The organism is Roseibium porphyridii, from assembly GCF_026191725.2.
GTDB classification, from domain to species: Bacteria; Pseudomonadota; Alphaproteobacteria; order Rhizobiales; family Stappiaceae; genus Roseibium; species Roseibium porphyridii.
Window position 1 is genome coordinate 5,310,285 of the sequence record NZ_CP120863.1, and the last position, 15,515, is coordinate 5,325,799.

Below are 15,515 nucleotides of genomic sequence, written 5' to 3' on the forward strand. Positions count from 1 at the left end.
CCGCGCAATCGTAACTGCCACATCGTGAATACAAAATCTATTTCGTACCGTACATGCGGTCGCCAGCGTCTCCCAAGCCCGGGACAATATAGCCTTTTTCATTGAGCTTCTCGTCTATGGCCGCTGTGTAGATCGGCACATCCGGGTGCATCTCGTTGAACTTTGCAACACCTTCGGGAGCTGCCAGGAGGCAGAGGAACCGAATGTTGTTTGCCCCTCTTTCCTTCAGCTTCTGAACCGCGGCGATTGCCGAATTGGCCGTTGCCAGCATCGGATCAACAACGATCACCAAACGCTCGTTCAGATCTTCCGGGGCTTTGAAGTAATATTCAACCGGCTGCAGTGTTTCAGGATCACGATAGAGCCCGACATGAGCAACGCGTGCGGATGGAACCAATTCAAGCATCCCTTCCAGAAGCCCATTGCCGGCCCGAAGGACAGATGCAAAGACCAGCTTCTTGCCGGCGAGCATCGGCGCTTGCATCTCGGCAAGCGGTGTTTCGATGGTCTGGCGAATAAGCGGCAGGTCGCGGGTGACCTCGTAGCAGAGCAGCGTCGAGATTTCACGAAGTAACCGCCGGAAACCCTGTGTGGATGTCCCCTTGTTGCGCATGATGGTCAGCTTATGCTGAACCAGCGGGTGACTGATGACATTTGCTCCGGACATGTCTGCCTCTCTTGATACTAACGACCGTTCGCCCACGGTCTGTTTGTGACTTCACTGCATGTTCAGGACCTATGCCCCGAACGGCAACCAAAAAACAGTCCGGGGATTCAAGTATTGCCCGAGTTTTTTGAAAAGATTTGCATTCTGGCTCAAAATCCGAAGCCCGGCCCGCCTTGTCCCGCCTTCCAGGATGCATGTCAGAGGCACTTGATCCGCACTGACATCAAGTTCGCTGCGCAGCCTGTCTGCAAGTTTGTCGGCCAAGGCTGCGCTCACTGCGCGCAGTTCAACCATGCGGTCAGTTTTCGTCTCTTCCGGCAACGCCTCATCGTTTTCAGAACTGATGGCCAGGACGCCTGTTTGAACAAACAAAGCGGCATGAGCGAGATCTGATGGCGGCGTTAAGTCTTGGAGGCCGGTCACCTCAAATCCTGCCCAGGCAAAAGGTTCCACCAGCGAATAGACCATTTCCTGGGCGCACAAATGAAACGGAACCGTCGTGGTCTCTGAACCGGCAGACTTACCGGTGTAATCGAAACTGTCGCCAAGACCAACGTCACCAGCCTTCGCGCCACCGTCCCAGACCGGAGCGAATGTCTCCAGCAAATTATCAAGCAGCTTGCTGGCATCGATGCCGGCATCGGCTTCACCTGCAAGACGAAGCGCAAGAACGCCTGGTCGTGTGACGTTGCCTTCCGAAAACAGATCGGGCCTCAACGCCATGGCCTCGCCAAAACGTTTGAGGTGGGCCTGCATTGCACTGAGTAACTCCTGATCCGCATCCCGATCCCACTGAAGGCCGGAAGTCAGTTCGTTCAGGTCAAGCCGAACAAGCGTTTCGGCGTCCACGCGGTAGGGATCGGTCATTTCACCAGAAAATGACCCGGAAGCGAACATGTGAAAGGCGGCGAGTGCCAGCGCATCATCTCCGGCCACTTTCGAGCCGGTCATAGGGTCTTCAAAAACCCAGTTTCCCGGGCGCCGCGTTTTCATGAACAACGCGAGCAAGGCGAGATCGGCAGCAGCCAAAAGCATTTCCTGCGCCGATTCAAATTCTCTGGCACTTGCCATCGCGGACCAGCGGTCGATGCCACCTGTTTCAAAGGCGCGCCAGATTCCGTATGGCGGTATCTGGAAATCAGGGTAGATTTCTTTGGTCGTTTCAAGAACCAGGCCGAGTGCATCGTCAAGCTTTGTCAGATCCAGGCCAACATGGTTCAGTTTACCCGCGATCCCCATGTCCAGAAACGCGTGAGCCCTGCGGCGCACTTCCTGTGGCTGGAAAAGGATCGGAGCGGAAAATTCGGCACTCATGAACTTAGACTTACCAATCTAAAGTGAAACCCTCTTGGCACGAAAATCTCTTGTGGTTCATTCAACGGGTCGCTCTCTGGCGCTGTCGAGGCGCACAAGCAACCGATTGCGGGTGGCATCGTCACAGAAGGCTGCATCAAGAGCTGTGCGCGTTATTTCCATCTGGTCTTCAAAGGTCCAGTCAAAAGTCTCGGAAACCGAGGAATACTCCTTGCCCAGCGTTGTACCGAAGAACGGAGGATCATCGGAATTCAGAGTTATCTTGACGCCTTCCTTGCGCAAGATGTTTACCGGATGAAAGCGCAGATGCGAATAGACACCAAGTGCGGTATTGGAACCTGGGCAGACTTCCAGGACAACTTCTTCCTCGATCAGACGCTTGACAAGATCCTTGTCCTCAATCGCACGTACCCCATGTCCGAGCCGTTTGACACGCAGGAACTCCAACGCGGCTGTTACGCTCTCAGGTCCCCCAAATTCCCCGGCATGGGCAGTGGTTCCAAGTCCGGCTTCGGCTGCCATTCGAAAAGCCTTGGCAAAATTGGCCGGATGACCTGATCGTTCGTCTCCTGCCAATCCAAAACCTGTCACCAATGGATGCGGGTTGCCGATGACTTCCTTGATGACACGCTCTACGGAGGACGCCCCGAAATGGCGAACACCAATGGCAATCATGCGCCCCTCAATCGCCGTTTCGTTCTTGGCTCTCTCCATGCCTGTCGCCAGGCCTTCGATATAGGAACGGTAAGAAAGGCCAGCGGCCTGTGCGTGGTCGGGCGAAACGAATATTTCCCCGTAGATCGCGCCTTCTGCAGCCAGCATCCGAAAGTAGGTTTCGGCAAGCAAAGCATAGTCTGCCGGTGTCTTGAAGACCCCGCTGGAAACGTCATAGGCCCTTAGAAAAGTCGTGAAATCCGACCAGATGTATTTCCCGTTGCCGTCGATCACCTCGGACACGTCATGTCCGTGCGTTTCGGCAAGACGCTTGACCAGCGACGGCGGCGCAGCTCCCTCGATGTGACAATGCAATTCCGCCTTCGGCACAAGGCTTGAAACATTCATTTCCGGCAGATCCTCAAGTTGGTCAGGGCCTTCCGCGACTGACTTTTGCAAACAGACTACAGAAAACTGGCACCGTTTGGACCGGCGGCGACACCCAAATGAACTGCTATGCTTTCGCCAATATCGGCATAAGTCGTGCGCCCGCCAACGCTGCGCCCTGAAATTCCCGGACCGGTTCCGATAACAGGCACGTTTTCGCGCGTGTGATCGGTACCTTTCCATGTCGGGTCACAGCCATGGTCGGCGGTCAGCAACAGCAGATCGCCTTCGCGCAAGGCCGCCACCATTTCAGGCAGTCGACGATCGAAATGCTCAAGCGCAGCAGCATAGCCGGGCACATCACGGCGATGACCGTAAAGCGAGTCAAAGTCTATGAAGTTTGCAAAAACAAGATCTCCATCCTGTGCCAAATCCATGGCTTCGAGCGTTTTGTCGAAGAGCTGGTCGTTTCCGGCGCCTTTCAAGACTCTGGAAACGCCCTGATGCGCAAAGATGTCGGATATCTTGCCGATGCCATAAACTGTTCGACCCGCCGAAGTCAGCCGATCCAACAGCGTCGGTTCTGGTGGCAGAACCGAGTAGTCGCGCCTGTTTGCAGTGCGCTCGAATGTGTCGGCACTATCACCGACAAATGGCCGAGCGATCACACGACCAATATTATAAGGGTCAGCGAATTCTCGCGTGATCTCGCAAAGCTCATAGAGCCTTTCGAGACCGTAGTGGTCTTCATGTGCGGCAATCTGGATTACGGAATCTGCCGAGGTGTAGAAAATCGGCTTGCCGGTCCTGACATGCTCTTCACCGAGTTCGGCAATGATGACGGTACCCGACGCATGTTTGTTGCCGAGGATCCCGTTCATACCTGCTTTTTCGCTGATTTTCTCGATCAGTTCTTGCGGAAAAGTCGGCACCGTTTCAGGAAAATAGCCCCAGTCGAACCGGACCGGAACACCGGCTATTTCCCAATGCCCGGATGGTGTGTCCTTGCCGTTTGAAACTTCAGCCGCATAGCCCCAGAGCCCCTCGGGATCTCCTGAAAAACTGAGACCGGGAACGTCCTTGCCGGTCGACAGCCTTCCCGCGGCGCCCAGACCGAGCCTATCCATATTGGGCACGTTCAAGGGACCGCTGCGAAGACCATCCTTGTCTGCCTTTCCCACCGCACACTGCTCAGCGATGTGACCCAATGTGTCGGATCCGGCATCGCCGAAAGCTTCGGCGTCCGCTGCGCCGCCAATGCCGAAACTGTCCAATACGCACAGAATTGCACGAGGCATGGGCATCTCCTCAGTTGTTGTTGTTGCCGGTTCTTCGATGACCGGTGGGCGACTGGCAACCATTTGCCAACCGTCAGTCGTCTGTTAAGGAGCGATGCGGTCGACGACACTCTCACGATCGACGACGTCGCCCGCAGATCCAACCGTATAGGCATCGCGCAGGGCAGCAGCCGCCGTTTCCGCGTCCGCTTCCGACTTGGCATGCACAATTGCAAGCGGCGCGTCGGCATCGACCGCATTTCCGACACCAGCCAAGCTGGTGAGGCCAACAGAGTGATCGATGACATCCGCGGCAGCCGTACGGCCACCGCCAAGCGCCACCACGCAGACGCCGACAGCCCGTGCATCCACTTGTGTGACAACCCCGTCATGCTGGGCATAGACCGGGGCGACCACTGGCGCTTTCGGCAAATAAAGTTCAGTTTTTTCTAGAAAGTCTGTCGGTCCCCCGAGTGCACTTACCATCTGACCGAACTTCTCTGCTGCGCTGCCGCTTTCGAAGGCCTGGCGCATCATTCGCGCGCCATCTTCAGCTGAGGCTGCAAGGCGACCGGACGCGAGCAGTTCTCCACCCTGCGCCACCGTGACGTCCCACAACCGGTTGTCGACAGCGGTGCCTTTCAGAAAATCGACAGCATTTTGCATCTCCACTGCGTTACCGGCTGCAGATGCCAAGGGCTCGTTCATATCAGTGAGAAGCGCAGTGGTCTTCAGTCCGGCGCCATTTGCAACAAGAACAAGACTTTCAGCCAACGCACGCGCTTCTTCCAGGCTCGCCATGAAAGCACCGGTGCCCCATTTGACGTCGAGCACCAGACCTTGCAGACCCGCCGCCAGTTTTTTCGACAAGATGGAGGCTGTGATGAGATCCACGCTCTCCACGGTGCCGGTCACATCACGAATGGCATAGAACCGCTTGTCAGCGGGTGCGAGGTTTCCTGTCTGGCCAATGATCGCGCAACCGACTTCCTTCACCACTTTCTTGAAAAGCACATTGTCCGGTTGGGTCTGATAGCCCGGAATGCTGTCGAACTTGTCGAGCGTGCCACCAGTGTGACCAAGACCGCGGCCTGAAATCATCGGAACAGCCGCACCACAGGCTGCGAGCGCCGGTGCAAGCATCAGTGAAACATTGTCACCAACACCGCCTGTTGAGTGTTTGTCGAGAACGGGCGCTTCGACATCCGACCAGTCCAGGACATCGCCGCTGTCGCGCATCGCGAGGGTCAAAGCCACGCGCTCGTCTACGGTTAGGCCCTTGAAAAAGACCGCCATTGCAAGCGCTGAAACCTGACCTTCCGTGACCGAGCCGTCAGCAAGCCCCTTGACGAAGAATGCAATCTCCTCCGCGTCGAGCGTTCCCCCGTCGCGCTTTTTCCGGATAATTTCTTGCGGCAGCATTTTTTGTCCTTTTTGAAGCCGTCCTAGTAGCCGTGATGGGAATGATCTACGATTTCCTGACCTTCGATCGTGGAAATCAGAGAATCCAACAATCCACTCGCACCGAAACGGAACGTATGCGCCGAAACCCAGTTATGGCCCATGATCCTGTCCGCGATAGCCAGATACGCAGCCGCGTCTTCAGCCGTCTTGATACCGCCAGCAGGCTTGAAGCCGATTACGCGTTCTCCGTCGTCACGACGGGCTTCTTCAATTGCGGTCAACATGATTTCCGCTGCTTCAAGGGTCGCGTTGACAGCCACCTTGCCGGTTGAGGTCTTGATGAAATCTGCACCAGCGGCAATGGCCAGGTTTGATGCAGCATGGATCAGCAACGGGTCCTTGATCTCGCCGGTTTCCAGGATCACCTTCAAGAGCGCTCCATCTGGAACAACCGCCTTGACGCGAATGATCTGTTCTTCCGCAAAGCCTTTCCTGCCAGAGGCAAAGGCCTTGTAGGGCATGACAAGGTCGATTTCGTCTGCGCCGTCGGCAATCGCCTGTTTGGTTTCCGCAATCACGGCCTCGGTATCTTCACCGCCAGCTGGAAAATTGACCACAGTTGCCACTTTGACACCTGTGCCTGTCAGTTCCCGGGCTGCCTGTGCAACAAAGCGCGGCCAGACACAAACGGCTGCGACAGAGCCGTGGTCTGTGACCGTTCGTGCGCAAAGCTTGGTGATATCGTCAGCCGTGCAATCGTCATTCAGATTGGTGAGATCAACCAATCCGAGAGCACGTGCTGCGATTTCGATCATGTCACTCATTCACCGACCTCCTTCACAAATGCCCGCACCAGCTCTTTCATGCGTTCCATGCCCTGAAGGGCAACCGATTTGGTTTCATCGTGCGACAGCGCATGGGCCTGCAAACCTGCACCGTAATTGGTGATGATCGACATCGCGGCCACTTTCATTCCAAGGAACCTTGCCATGATGACTTCCGGCACTGTGGACATGCCGACCGCATCAGCCCCGAGCATCTTGGCCATGCGAATTTCGGCTGGCGTCTCGAAGGATGGACCGGAGAACCACATATAAACCCCTTCCGCGACCGGATCGCCGGTTTCAGCAGCTACCTTTTTCATAGCAGCTCGGAGTTCCGGGTCATACGCGGCACTCATGTCAAGAAACCGTTTTTCGTCTTCCTCGCCGATCAGCGGGTTCTTGCCTGACCAATTGATGTGGTCGGAAATCAGCATCGGAGACCCCGGTGCAACTTCTTCCCGCAATGAGCCCGCCGCATTGGTCGCAAGCAGGACCTCGCAGCCGAGTTCCTTCAGCGTTTCAACAGGTGTGCGCATCACCGTCGGATCACCGCTCTCATAGTAGTGCGCGCGCCCTGAAAGAATGACCACCGGTACACCTGCAAGCGACCCCGCGACCAGTTCACTGGAATGAGACGTCACAGTGGAGATCGGAAACTCGGTCAGGTGCGAATAGGGAATTCGCACGGCGTCTTCAATTTCCTCTGCAAGAGCTCCGAGACCGGAGCCAAGGATCATGCCAATTTTATAGGATCCCTCACGGGCAGCGCGGACAATATCCGCACATTCACGGCCATAACCACTCATGGAGGGTCAGTCCTTCTTGTCTTCGAGTTCGAATGCAGCCGGCAGCAGCTCATCCATTGAGAAACTGCGTCGAATGCCGTTTAAGTCGGCGACATGGACAATCAGATCGTCCGTGCCGAATTCCTTCAAGCGCTGGCGGCACATGCCGCAAGGTGTGCATAGAGCCGCATCGCCAATCACGACCGCTTCAGCAATCTGGCGATGGCCAGCGGCGATCATAGCACTGACAGCACCACCTTCCGCACAAACGCTCACCGGATAGGACGCGTTTTCAACGTTGCATCCGGTGAAAACCTCCCCGTCGGGGGTCCGCAATGCTGCCCCAACCAGAAAATTCGAATATGGCGCATAGGCTTTTTCGCGAACCGCCTTTGCAGCTTCAAAGAGGGCGTTCAAATCGCTCATGAACGTTCCTTCAGATACGGTATGCCCGCAGCCTTCGGCGGGATCGCCTTGCCGATGAAGCCGGCCAAGAGGATCACTGTCAGGATGTAAGGCAACGCCTGGAAGAACTGAACGGGAATTTCACCGATACCGGGCAACTCCTGTCCCTGCATGCGGATGGAAACGGCGTCCAGGAAACCGAAGAGCAGACAGGCAAACATTGCACTGGCCGGGCGCCACTTGGCAAATATGAGGGCGGCCAGTGCAATAAAGCCCTTGCCCGCAGTCATATTCACACCAAAACCCGAGCCCTGGGCAATCGACAGATAGGCACCGGCAAATCCGCACAGGATGCCGCAGGCGATAACAGCGCGGTAGCGCAGCCAGGTAACGGAGATGCCCGCGGTATCCACAGCAGCCGGACTTTCACCAACTGCACGCAGGCGCAGGCCAAAGCGGCTGCGGAACAGCACCCACCAAGTCAGCGGCACAGCAAGAAATGCTGCATAGACGAGGATGTTGTGTCCCGAAATCAACTCGCCATAGAGCGGGCCGATAAATGGTACTTCGCGGATCTGTTCGGCAAACGGCCAGACGATATCCCTGAAACGTCCGCCATCTGGCAAGGAGGGTGTCCGGCCTCCCTGCTGGAACCATGTCTGGCCGAGCAGCGCCGTCAGACCAGCCGCCAGGAAATTGATGGCAACACCGGAAACGATCTGATTGCCGCGATTGCTTATCGAGGCAAAGCCGTGCAACAGACCAAGTGCGACGGAGACGGCGATGCCCGCCATCAGGCCAAGCCAGGCGTTTGCCGTGATATAGGCTACGGCACCGGCACCGAACGCGGCTCCCAGCATCTTGCCTTCAAGGCCGATGTCAACGACGCCGGAGCGTTCGGAATAAAGACCAGCCAGACAGGCCAGAAGCAGCGGAGTTGAGAGACGGACAGTGGAATCAAGCGTCAGGATCAAAACTTCGAACATGTCTACGCCTCCTTCGCCTTGAGCGCCCTAGAGGGCGTAAACAATCGGACAATCGTTGGCCGGAACATGTGTTCCAGCGCACCGGCGAACAGAATAACGAGGCCCTGAATGACGATAATCATGTCACGCGTGATGCTTGGCATTTCGAAGGACAATTCCGCGCCACCCTGATAGAGCATCCCGAACAGAACCGACGCGAGAACGATGCCGACCGGGTGGGCGCGGCCCATAAGCGCAACTGCGATGCCGACAAAGCCATAACCGGTCACGAAGTCGATCAGAAGCCGATGCTGAGATCCCATGATCTCATTGATCGCCATCATGCCGGCGAGACCGCCAGAAATCAGCATTGTGACCACAATGGTCTTTACGGGCGAAATGCCTGCATAGACGGCTGCTGTCGCATTGGCACCAAATGAGCGGATTTCGAACCCGAGCTTGGTACGCCAGATCAGAAGCCAGACAAGGACGCAGGCTCCCAGCGCAACGAAGAGCGACAGATTGACCGGTGCATAGCCGAAGCCGAAGGACGGGAAGATGTCATTGAGAAACGGCAAGCGGCCACCTTCCTCGAAAGTGCGGGTTTCCGATTGCATCGACCCCGGTTTCTTCAAGATATTGTTCAGCAGATAGACCATCAGAGACGATGCAATGAAGTTGAACATGATGGTCGTGATAACAACGTGACTGCCGCGGGTCGCCTGAAGCCAGCCAGGGATCAATGCCCAGGCAGCGCCCATCAGTGCGGACCCGAGGATCGCGAAGGGCAGTGTCACGTACCAGGGCACATAATGGTCCAGTGCGAGACAGGCAAAGGCCACGCCGAGACCACCTATATACGCCTGACCTTCGCCTCCGATGTTGAAGAGCCCGGCATGAAAGGCAACGGCAACAGCAAGGCCGGTAAATATGAAGTTCGTGGCATAAAACAGTGTGAAGCCAATGCCTTCACCATAACCGAGAGACCCCCAAACCAGGATCTTCACGGCCTCCAGGGGGTTTTCACCAATCAGAACCACAACAAGACCTGAAACCAGAAAGGCAGCGGCCAGGTTCAGGAACGGAATAAGGCCGAAATCGACCCAGCGGGGAAGCTGTCCGGAGTTCATTGAGTGCCTCCTGCTGCCGCGGTTTGGTTGTCTTCTACACCGGCCATCAGCAGGCCCAATTCGCCTTCTTCTGCATTGGCACCACGTTCGCCGACAATCTTGCCGTCAAACATCACAAGAACTCTGTCTGAGAGGGCGCGAATTTCATCCAGCTCAACAGACACCAGGAGCACCCCCTTGCCTGCGTCACGCATTTCCACGAGGCGGCGATGGATGAACTCGATAGCGCCGATGTCGACGCCGCGTGTCGGTTGCCCGACCAACAGGACTTCAGGGTCACGCTCAATTTCGCGTGCAAGCACGATCTTCTGCTGATTTCCGCCGGAAAAATTGGCCGTTTTGAGCATCGGGTTCGGTGGTCGGATATCGTATTTTTCTATTTCAGCGACGGCATTTTTCTTGATCGCGGCAAGATCCATCAGGACGCCCTTCGAATAGGCCGGATCCCGGTGATAACCGAGTATGGAGTTTTCATATTCGGAGAAGGAGTTGATCAGTCCCATCCGGTGTCTGTCTTCAGGGACATGCCCCATGCTTTTGGCCCGCATATCGGCGGCGTCCAGCCTGCTGGTGCCAAGGTCGATCGTTTCGCCGTTTATCTTCAGCGTACCGCTGGTGGCCTGACGAATGCCGGACAAGGTTTCAAGCAGTTCCGACTGTCCGTTGCCGGACACGCCCGCAATGCCGACGATTTCACCAGCTCGCACAGTGAAGCTGACATCCTTTACCACCTGCACTCCGCGGCTGTCGGTCACGGTCAGGTTTTCAACCTCCATGACCGGCGCTTCCGGCGTGGCCGGGTCCTTGTCGACACGCAGAAGGACGCTTCTGCCAACCATCAGTTCGGCCAACTCTTCCATTGAGGTTTTTGCGGTTTCGCGCGTCGCGACCATCTCTCCGCGCCGCATGACGGACACGGTGTCGGTCACTTTCATGATTTCGCGCAGCTTGTGGGTGATCAGAAGGACCGTTTTGCCTTCGTTCTTCAGAACTTCAAGGATCTTGAAGAGGTGGTCCGCTTCAGCGGGTGTCAGGACGCCGGTTGGCTCATCCAGGATCAGGACCTCAGCACTGCGGTAGAGCGCCTTCAGAATTTCGACCCTTTGCTGCAACCCCACTGGAAGGTCCTGGATCAACGCATCCGGATCGACGCGCAGTTCATATTCTTCTTCAAGATGCTTGAGCGTGGTGCGTGCCCGTGACAGTCCGCCGGCGAGCAAGGCACTGTCTTCTGCCCCCAGGACAACGTTTTCCAGCACTGAGAAATTATCGACCAGCATGAAATGCTGGTGGACCATACCGATCCCCATGCCAATGGCAGCCTTGGAATCTGAAATGGTGACTTTTTCACCATTGATGAGAATGTCGCCGTCATCGGCTGAATAGAAGCCATAGAGAATGGACATGAGCGTCGATTTGCCCGCGCCGTTTTCCCCGATGATGCCGTGAATTGAGCCCTTCTTCACAACAAGGTCGATATCCTTGTTGGCGTGGACCGCTCCAAAGCTCTTGTTGATCTTGCGCAGTTCAATTGCCGGCGTTTCGCTCATGCCTTCCCCCAGGCCTGACATTTCTTGCTTGTCATTCTTGCCCCCTCACCGCTGACGGGCCTTTCGCTCAGAAAGGACAGTTTCCATCAGCAACGACGTCGTGAACCTTGATCGATCCGTCTGAAATTCCGGCGACCGCCTTGTCGGCGGCTGCTTTCATCTCTGAAGTGATCAGATCCTTGTTATCGTCATCCAAAACCCAATCCATGCCGCCATCAGCAACACCCAGCACCTGAATTCCGGGCTTGAAGTCTCCGTTCTTGGCGGAGGTGAAACTGTCGAAAACGGCGTTGTCTACCCGTTTGCGGATGGAGGTCAGCACCTTGCCTGGATGCAGTCCGTTCTGATTGCTATCCGTCCCGACGCCCAAAATGCCGGCATCCGCAGCTGCCTGCAGAACACCGATGCCGGTGCCGCCTGCAGCCTGAATAATAACGTCTGCACCTTGCTGGATCTGCCCCGTCGCCAATTCACCGCCGCGCACCGGATCGGCAAAAGCGGCAGGCGTGTCGCCGGTCATGTTCGAGACGACCTTGATGTCGGAGTTTGCATCAAGCGCCCCCTGCTTGTAGCCGCAGAGGAACCGTTGAATGATCGGGATATCCATGCCGCCAACAAAGCCGATGGTGCCGCTTTTCGACGCCATGGCCGCGAGCAGGCCGCCGATATAGGCGCCTTCGTGCTCCTTAAAGACATACGAGCGGACATTTGGCTGATCGACAACCATGTCGACAATTGCGAATTCCGTTTCCGGAAACGATGGCGCAACCTGATCAAGCGCATTGGCTTGATTGAATCCGATTGCGACCACCGGCGAACTGCCCCGACTGGCAAAATTGCGCAGTGCCTGCAGACTTTGGGCATCGCGCTCGAGTTCGAATTCGCGAACGCTTTCGCCACCGGCCTCCTGGAAGCGCTTAACGCCTGTGAACGCGCTTTCGTTGAAGGATCCGTCGAACTTGCCGCCAACCGAATAGACGATCGCCGGATCGGCCAGAGCGGACGTGGCTGATAGCGTAGTGGCCATCAAAGCGGAAAAAAGAACTGACCTGAAAGAGAACATCCGGCTCCCCGCAACGCTGGTTGAGCGGTCTTGAAATTCAAGGAGTAGTGACCTCCGTACAAAAAGCACGGAGGTCATTTTTCAACTCTGCCTTAGAACGGGCAGGACTGATCGGACATGTAGTCGTGGACTTCAATCTCACCTGAGATGATTTTCTGGGAAGCAAGCTCAACAGCTGCCTTCATCTCATCGTTGACGAGTTCGGCATTGTTGTCATCCAGTGCCCAGTCGACACCGCCTTCTTTGAGGCCGAGCACTTCGAAGCCTGAAGACCATGCGTCGTTCTGGGCGTCCTCAAATGCCTGATATACGGCAATATCAACACGCTTCAGCATCGACGTCAGAACGGAACCGGGATGCAACGCATTCTGATTGCTGTCCACGCCAATACCGAGCTTGCCGGCGTCAGCTGCTGCCTGAAGAACACCGATGCCCGTGCCGCCGGCTGCGTGGTAGACAACGTCCGCGCCACGGTCGAATTGGGACTTTGCCAACTCGCCACCCTTGACCGGGTCGTTCCAGGCCGCGCCGGTGGTGCCGGTCATGTTTTCAAAGATTTCAGCATCGGCATTAACGGACATGACGCCCTGTTTGTAGCCGCAAGCGAATTTGCTGATCAGCGGAATGTCCATGCCGCCAACGAAGCCGACTTTGCCGGTTTCGGAAGCCATTGCAGCCAGCATGCCGACGACATAGGAACCTTCGTGCTCCTTGAAGAGGATGGAACGCACATTTGGCAGATCCACGACCATGTCGACGATAGCAAACTGAAGGTCAGGAAATTCCTTAGCGACTTTTTCAACGGCGTTGGCTTGCGAGAAACCGATGGCAACGATCGGGCTCATGCCGCGCTTTGCAAAGTTGCGCAGTGCCTGCTCGCGCTGGCTGTCGTTCTGGATTTCAAAGTCACGGTATTCGACGCCGTTGTCTTCCTTGAACTTCTCGGCACCTGTGTAGGCCGCCTCGTTGAACGACTTATCAAAACGGCCACCAAGGTCGTAGAGCACTGCCGGCTTGATTTCAGCCGCCATCGCGCCAGCGACAGAAAAGGCCAGACCGGCGAGCGCCGTGCCCATGGTAAGAAGCTTTTTCACGTTTATGTCCTCCGACATGCAGGGCTTAGCGTTCAGCTTGCCCATTTCCCCTCGTGACCCAGCCGCATTCATGCGGACTGTGCCAGTTGCGATCCGACCCGTGCACTCAAAGCCCTCGCAAGGGTCTCGTCTGTTACAAGGTCGGTAATGACACCAGTGCGCAAAGCAGCAAGCGTGGCATCCACCTTGCTCTCTCCGCCCACCAGCGCAATCAGTCTGCGCCCGCGCACTTCCTCAAAATGCAAACCCACGGCACAATCGCCCAGCGGGTCCGGCGCCAATTCTCCATCTATCGTCAGGAAACGGCCCATCAGGTCGCACACAGCGCCTCCTGACAGCAGACCTTCCTGTTCCGTCTTTGTAATCATGCCGCGTTGAACCAGGTGGCCTTCGTTTTCGACCGAGCCAATTCCAATCAGAAATGCATCTGACTGACGCGCACGTTCCATCAGATCCTGAACACTTCGCTGGGTGAGGAACATCGCCCTCTCGTCCTGATTTTCGGCAAAATAAGGCACTGGCAGGTAGTAGCCGATACCGCCGGTGCGTTCCTGCATCTTCTGCACAATGTCATAGGGGTTTGCCGCAAGCGTCCGGGTCAGCGATCCGCAGATCGACATGATTTCCAGGTCCGTGCGCGAGACCTTCGGCAGCGCCTCCACGGCAGCTGTCAGCGTACGTCCCATTCCGACGCCAAGTCGTTTGACGCTCGTGCCACTCAAGAGGCCGCTCAGAAACTGCGCTGCGGAAACTGCAACTGCTCTCAGCGCGCTTTCGTCATCACCCCCACCAAGGTCCGGCGCAACGATACAATTTGTAAGGTCGAAATGATGGGACAGTTCTTTTTCCAGCTTCAGGCATTCCATTGGCCGGCCATCCACCTGGAACTTCACGTAGCCTTCGCGCTGGGCATGTGCAATGAGGCGGTGAACCTTGGCGGGAGACACACCGAGCTGGGAAGCGATTTCGCCTTGCGTCCGGCCGCCCACGAATGACAACCAGGCCGCACGTATGGCCATGTAAGATGTCCAGTCGTCGTCGCGCGCTTGCATCCGCGTCGAAACCTTCCCCTCTGCCGCCTGTCCTTTGGACCGGCGGTGGCTGCGCCAAGCTCTCTTTGGAGCCTTGTCTTTGCGGGCCCGGCTTCCCGAGCTTCCGAAAAATTCTTCACACAGTGAGAATTTATTCAGATCATGACCAGCCTTACCGCTGTCGTCAACTAAAAAACTGCCGAAATTCTGGCCAATGGGCGCATTTTAAAGCAGCAGATCGCTACAACCCCGTCTCCTGCAGGGTGGAAAATTCTGCCCAGGCAACGTCATTCTGCAACAAAAGCCGGAAATAGTTGCCCAGTCCTTGGGCAAATTCTGCCGCGTTGCAGCCGATTGCGCCATCGATTTGCAAATAGACGGAGCAGCCTCTTTCATTTTGCAAACGACTTACCGAAACACTCCATGCCCCTCTCATTCAGGGATATTTCAGCCAATCCGAGACTTTCAATGACCTCAAGCGATTTTCTCGCTTGAGCAGTTCGGCGCAACAGACAGCCAACCAAACAAAGCGACATCGGAGGCCAACACTTCCGTTCCATCTGCAAATCCCCTCGCAAATGAACCGACAAAGCCGGATCACCCCAAAAGCTTTCAAATGGAAACTCAAGTTGTTTTTTGACTAGCAAAAAAGGGGGTGAAATACAGGCCCGGAACCAATCCTTTATTCAACTCGAACCTGAACGCTTTCCTTTTAGAGTTAACACTCGATTAACCATTTTTTCTTGCTTCAAGCGCGCGTTCAAGATGGGTTCTGTCCGAGCACTTACAACAATTCTGGTTTTTCTTTTCCAAACGTCGTCACTCAATAAAAATTGAAGCCGTTAAACACAGCGGATCCAACCGCGATTTCATAGGCTTACGTATAGGTAATCTTTCACGAGCTGGCTGGTCAGAAAATTTTGCCTAGCAATTCGACTTCGGGCTCACCACTTGTGGATAGAAGC

At 55.9% G+C, this 15,515-nt stretch carries 14 protein-coding genes; all 14 read right to left on the reverse strand.

The window, feature by feature from the left end:
- Positions 1-37: 37 nt before the first annotated feature.
- Entirely contained in the window at positions 38-667 is a 630-nt protein-coding gene (gene upp / locus K1718_RS24495; protein ID WP_152503567.1) for a uracil phosphoribosyltransferase, read from the reverse strand.
- Positions 668-736: 69 nt separating this feature from the next.
- Positions 737-1,981 carry a DUF1688 family protein gene (locus K1718_RS24500; protein WP_265680507.1) on the reverse strand — a complete coding sequence of 415 codons (1,245 nt, stop codon included), beginning with the start codon at positions 1,979-1,981 and terminating at the stop codon, positions 737-739.
- Between the two features lie 57 nt (positions 1,982-2,038).
- Positions 2,039-3,043 carry an adenosine deaminase gene (locus tag K1718_RS24505; protein ID WP_265680506.1) on the reverse strand — a complete coding sequence of 335 codons (1,005 nt, stop codon included), beginning with the start codon at positions 3,041-3,043 and terminating at the stop codon, positions 2,039-2,041.
- A 56-nt stretch (positions 3,044-3,099) separates the two neighbouring features.
- Positions 3,100-4,320, reverse strand: coding sequence for a phosphopentomutase (locus K1718_RS24510; protein WP_265680505.1), 1,221 nt, complete (start codon positions 4,318-4,320; stop codon positions 3,100-3,102).
- Between the two features lie 84 nt (positions 4,321-4,404).
- Positions 4,405-5,721 carry a thymidine phosphorylase gene (deoA, locus tag K1718_RS24515; RefSeq protein ID WP_265680504.1) on the reverse strand — a complete coding sequence of 439 codons (1,317 nt, stop codon included), beginning with the start codon at positions 5,719-5,721 and terminating at the stop codon, positions 4,405-4,407.
- Positions 5,722-5,744: 23 nt separating this feature from the next.
- Entirely contained in the window at positions 5,745-6,527 is a 783-nt protein-coding gene (gene deoC, locus K1718_RS24520) for a deoxyribose-phosphate aldolase (RefSeq protein ID WP_265680503.1), read from the reverse strand.
- A complete protein-coding gene (locus tag K1718_RS24525) occupies positions 6,524-7,333 on the reverse strand; it encodes a purine-nucleoside phosphorylase (RefSeq protein WP_152503573.1) in 810 nt (269 codons plus the stop codon). The genes deoC and K1718_RS24525 overlap by 4 nt, the downstream gene beginning before the upstream one ends.
- A 6-nt stretch (positions 7,334-7,339) precedes the next feature.
- Entirely contained in the window at positions 7,340-7,738 is a 399-nt protein-coding gene (locus tag K1718_RS24530; RefSeq protein WP_265680502.1) for a cytidine deaminase, read from the reverse strand.
- Entirely contained in the window at positions 7,735-8,703 is a 969-nt protein-coding gene (locus K1718_RS24535) for an ABC transporter permease (protein WP_265680501.1), read from the reverse strand. Before K1718_RS24535 ends, K1718_RS24530 begins: the two co-directional genes overlap by 4 nt.
- A gap of 2 nt (positions 8,704-8,705) precedes the next feature.
- Positions 8,706-9,812 carry an ABC transporter permease gene (locus K1718_RS24540; protein ID WP_152503576.1) on the reverse strand — a complete coding sequence of 369 codons (1,107 nt, stop codon included), beginning with the start codon at positions 9,810-9,812 and terminating at the stop codon, positions 8,706-8,708.
- On the reverse strand, positions 9,809-11,362 hold the full coding sequence (locus K1718_RS24545; RefSeq protein WP_265680500.1) for an ABC transporter ATP-binding protein: 1,554 nt from the start codon (positions 11,360-11,362) through the stop codon (positions 9,809-9,811). Before K1718_RS24545 ends, K1718_RS24540 begins: the two co-directional genes overlap by 4 nt.
- Before the next feature lie 67 nt (positions 11,363-11,429).
- Positions 11,430-12,425 carry a BMP family lipoprotein gene (locus K1718_RS24550; protein ID WP_265680499.1) on the reverse strand — a complete coding sequence of 332 codons (996 nt, stop codon included), beginning with the start codon at positions 12,423-12,425 and terminating at the stop codon, positions 11,430-11,432.
- A gap of 92 nt (positions 12,426-12,517) precedes the next feature.
- Positions 12,518-13,501, reverse strand: a complete 984-nt coding sequence (locus K1718_RS24555; RefSeq protein WP_209007104.1) for a BMP family lipoprotein — start codon at positions 13,499-13,501, stop codon at positions 12,518-12,520.
- 86 nt (positions 13,502-13,587) lie between these two features.
- A complete protein-coding gene (locus K1718_RS24560; protein ID WP_285806042.1) occupies positions 13,588-14,571 on the reverse strand; it encodes a sugar-binding transcriptional regulator in 984 nt (327 codons plus the stop codon).
- Between the last annotated feature and the right edge of the window lie 944 nt (positions 14,572-15,515).

What these genes read in the sequence shown, in the direction of transcription:
- deoA (WP_265680504.1), bottom strand. Translation starts at nt 5,721, where the DNA reads ATGCTGCCGCAAGAAATTATCCGGAAAAAGCGCGACGGGGGAACGCTC.
- K1718_RS24525 (WP_152503573.1), bottom strand. Translation starts at nt 7,333, where the DNA reads ATGAGTGGTTATGGCCGTGAATGTGCGGATATTGTCCGCGCTGCCCGT.
- K1718_RS24505 (WP_265680506.1), bottom strand. Translation starts at nt 3,043, where the DNA reads ATGAATGTTTCAAGCCTTGTGCCGAAGGCGGAATTGCATTGTCACATC.
- K1718_RS24560 (WP_285806042.1), bottom strand. Translation starts at nt 14,571, where the DNA reads ATGCAAGCGCGCGACGACGACTGGACATCTTACATGGCCATACGTGCG.
- K1718_RS24540 (WP_152503576.1), bottom strand. Translation starts at nt 9,812, where the DNA reads ATGAACTCCGGACAGCTTCCCCGCTGGGTCGATTTCGGCCTTATTCCG.
- K1718_RS24510 (WP_265680505.1), bottom strand. Translation starts at nt 4,320, where the DNA reads ATGCCTCGTGCAATTCTGTGCGTATTGGACAGTTTCGGCATTGGCGGC.
- K1718_RS24530 (WP_265680502.1), bottom strand. Translation starts at nt 7,738, where the DNA reads ATGAGCGATTTGAACGCCCTCTTTGAAGCTGCAAAGGCGGTTCGCGAA.
- K1718_RS24535 (WP_265680501.1), bottom strand. Translation starts at nt 8,703, where the DNA reads ATGTTCGAAGTTTTGATCCTGACGCTTGATTCCACTGTCCGTCTCTCA.
- K1718_RS24550 (WP_265680499.1), bottom strand. Translation starts at nt 12,425, where the DNA reads ATGTTCTCTTTCAGGTCAGTTCTTTTTTCCGCTTTGATGGCCACTACG.
- deoC (WP_265680503.1), bottom strand. Translation starts at nt 6,527, where the DNA reads ATGAGTGACATGATCGAAATCGCAGCACGTGCTCTCGGATTGGTTGAT.
- K1718_RS24555 (WP_209007104.1), bottom strand. Translation starts at nt 13,501, where the DNA reads ATGGGCACGGCGCTCGCCGGTCTGGCCTTTTCTGTCGCTGGCGCGATG.
- K1718_RS24545 (WP_265680500.1), bottom strand. Translation starts at nt 11,362, where the DNA reads ATGAGCGAAACGCCGGCAATTGAACTGCGCAAGATCAACAAGAGCTTT.
- upp (WP_152503567.1), bottom strand. Translation starts at nt 667, where the DNA reads ATGTCCGGAGCAAATGTCATCAGTCACCCGCTGGTTCAGCATAAGCTG.
- K1718_RS24500 (WP_265680507.1), bottom strand. Translation starts at nt 1,981, where the DNA reads ATGAGTGCCGAATTTTCCGCTCCGATCCTTTTCCAGCCACAGGAAGTG.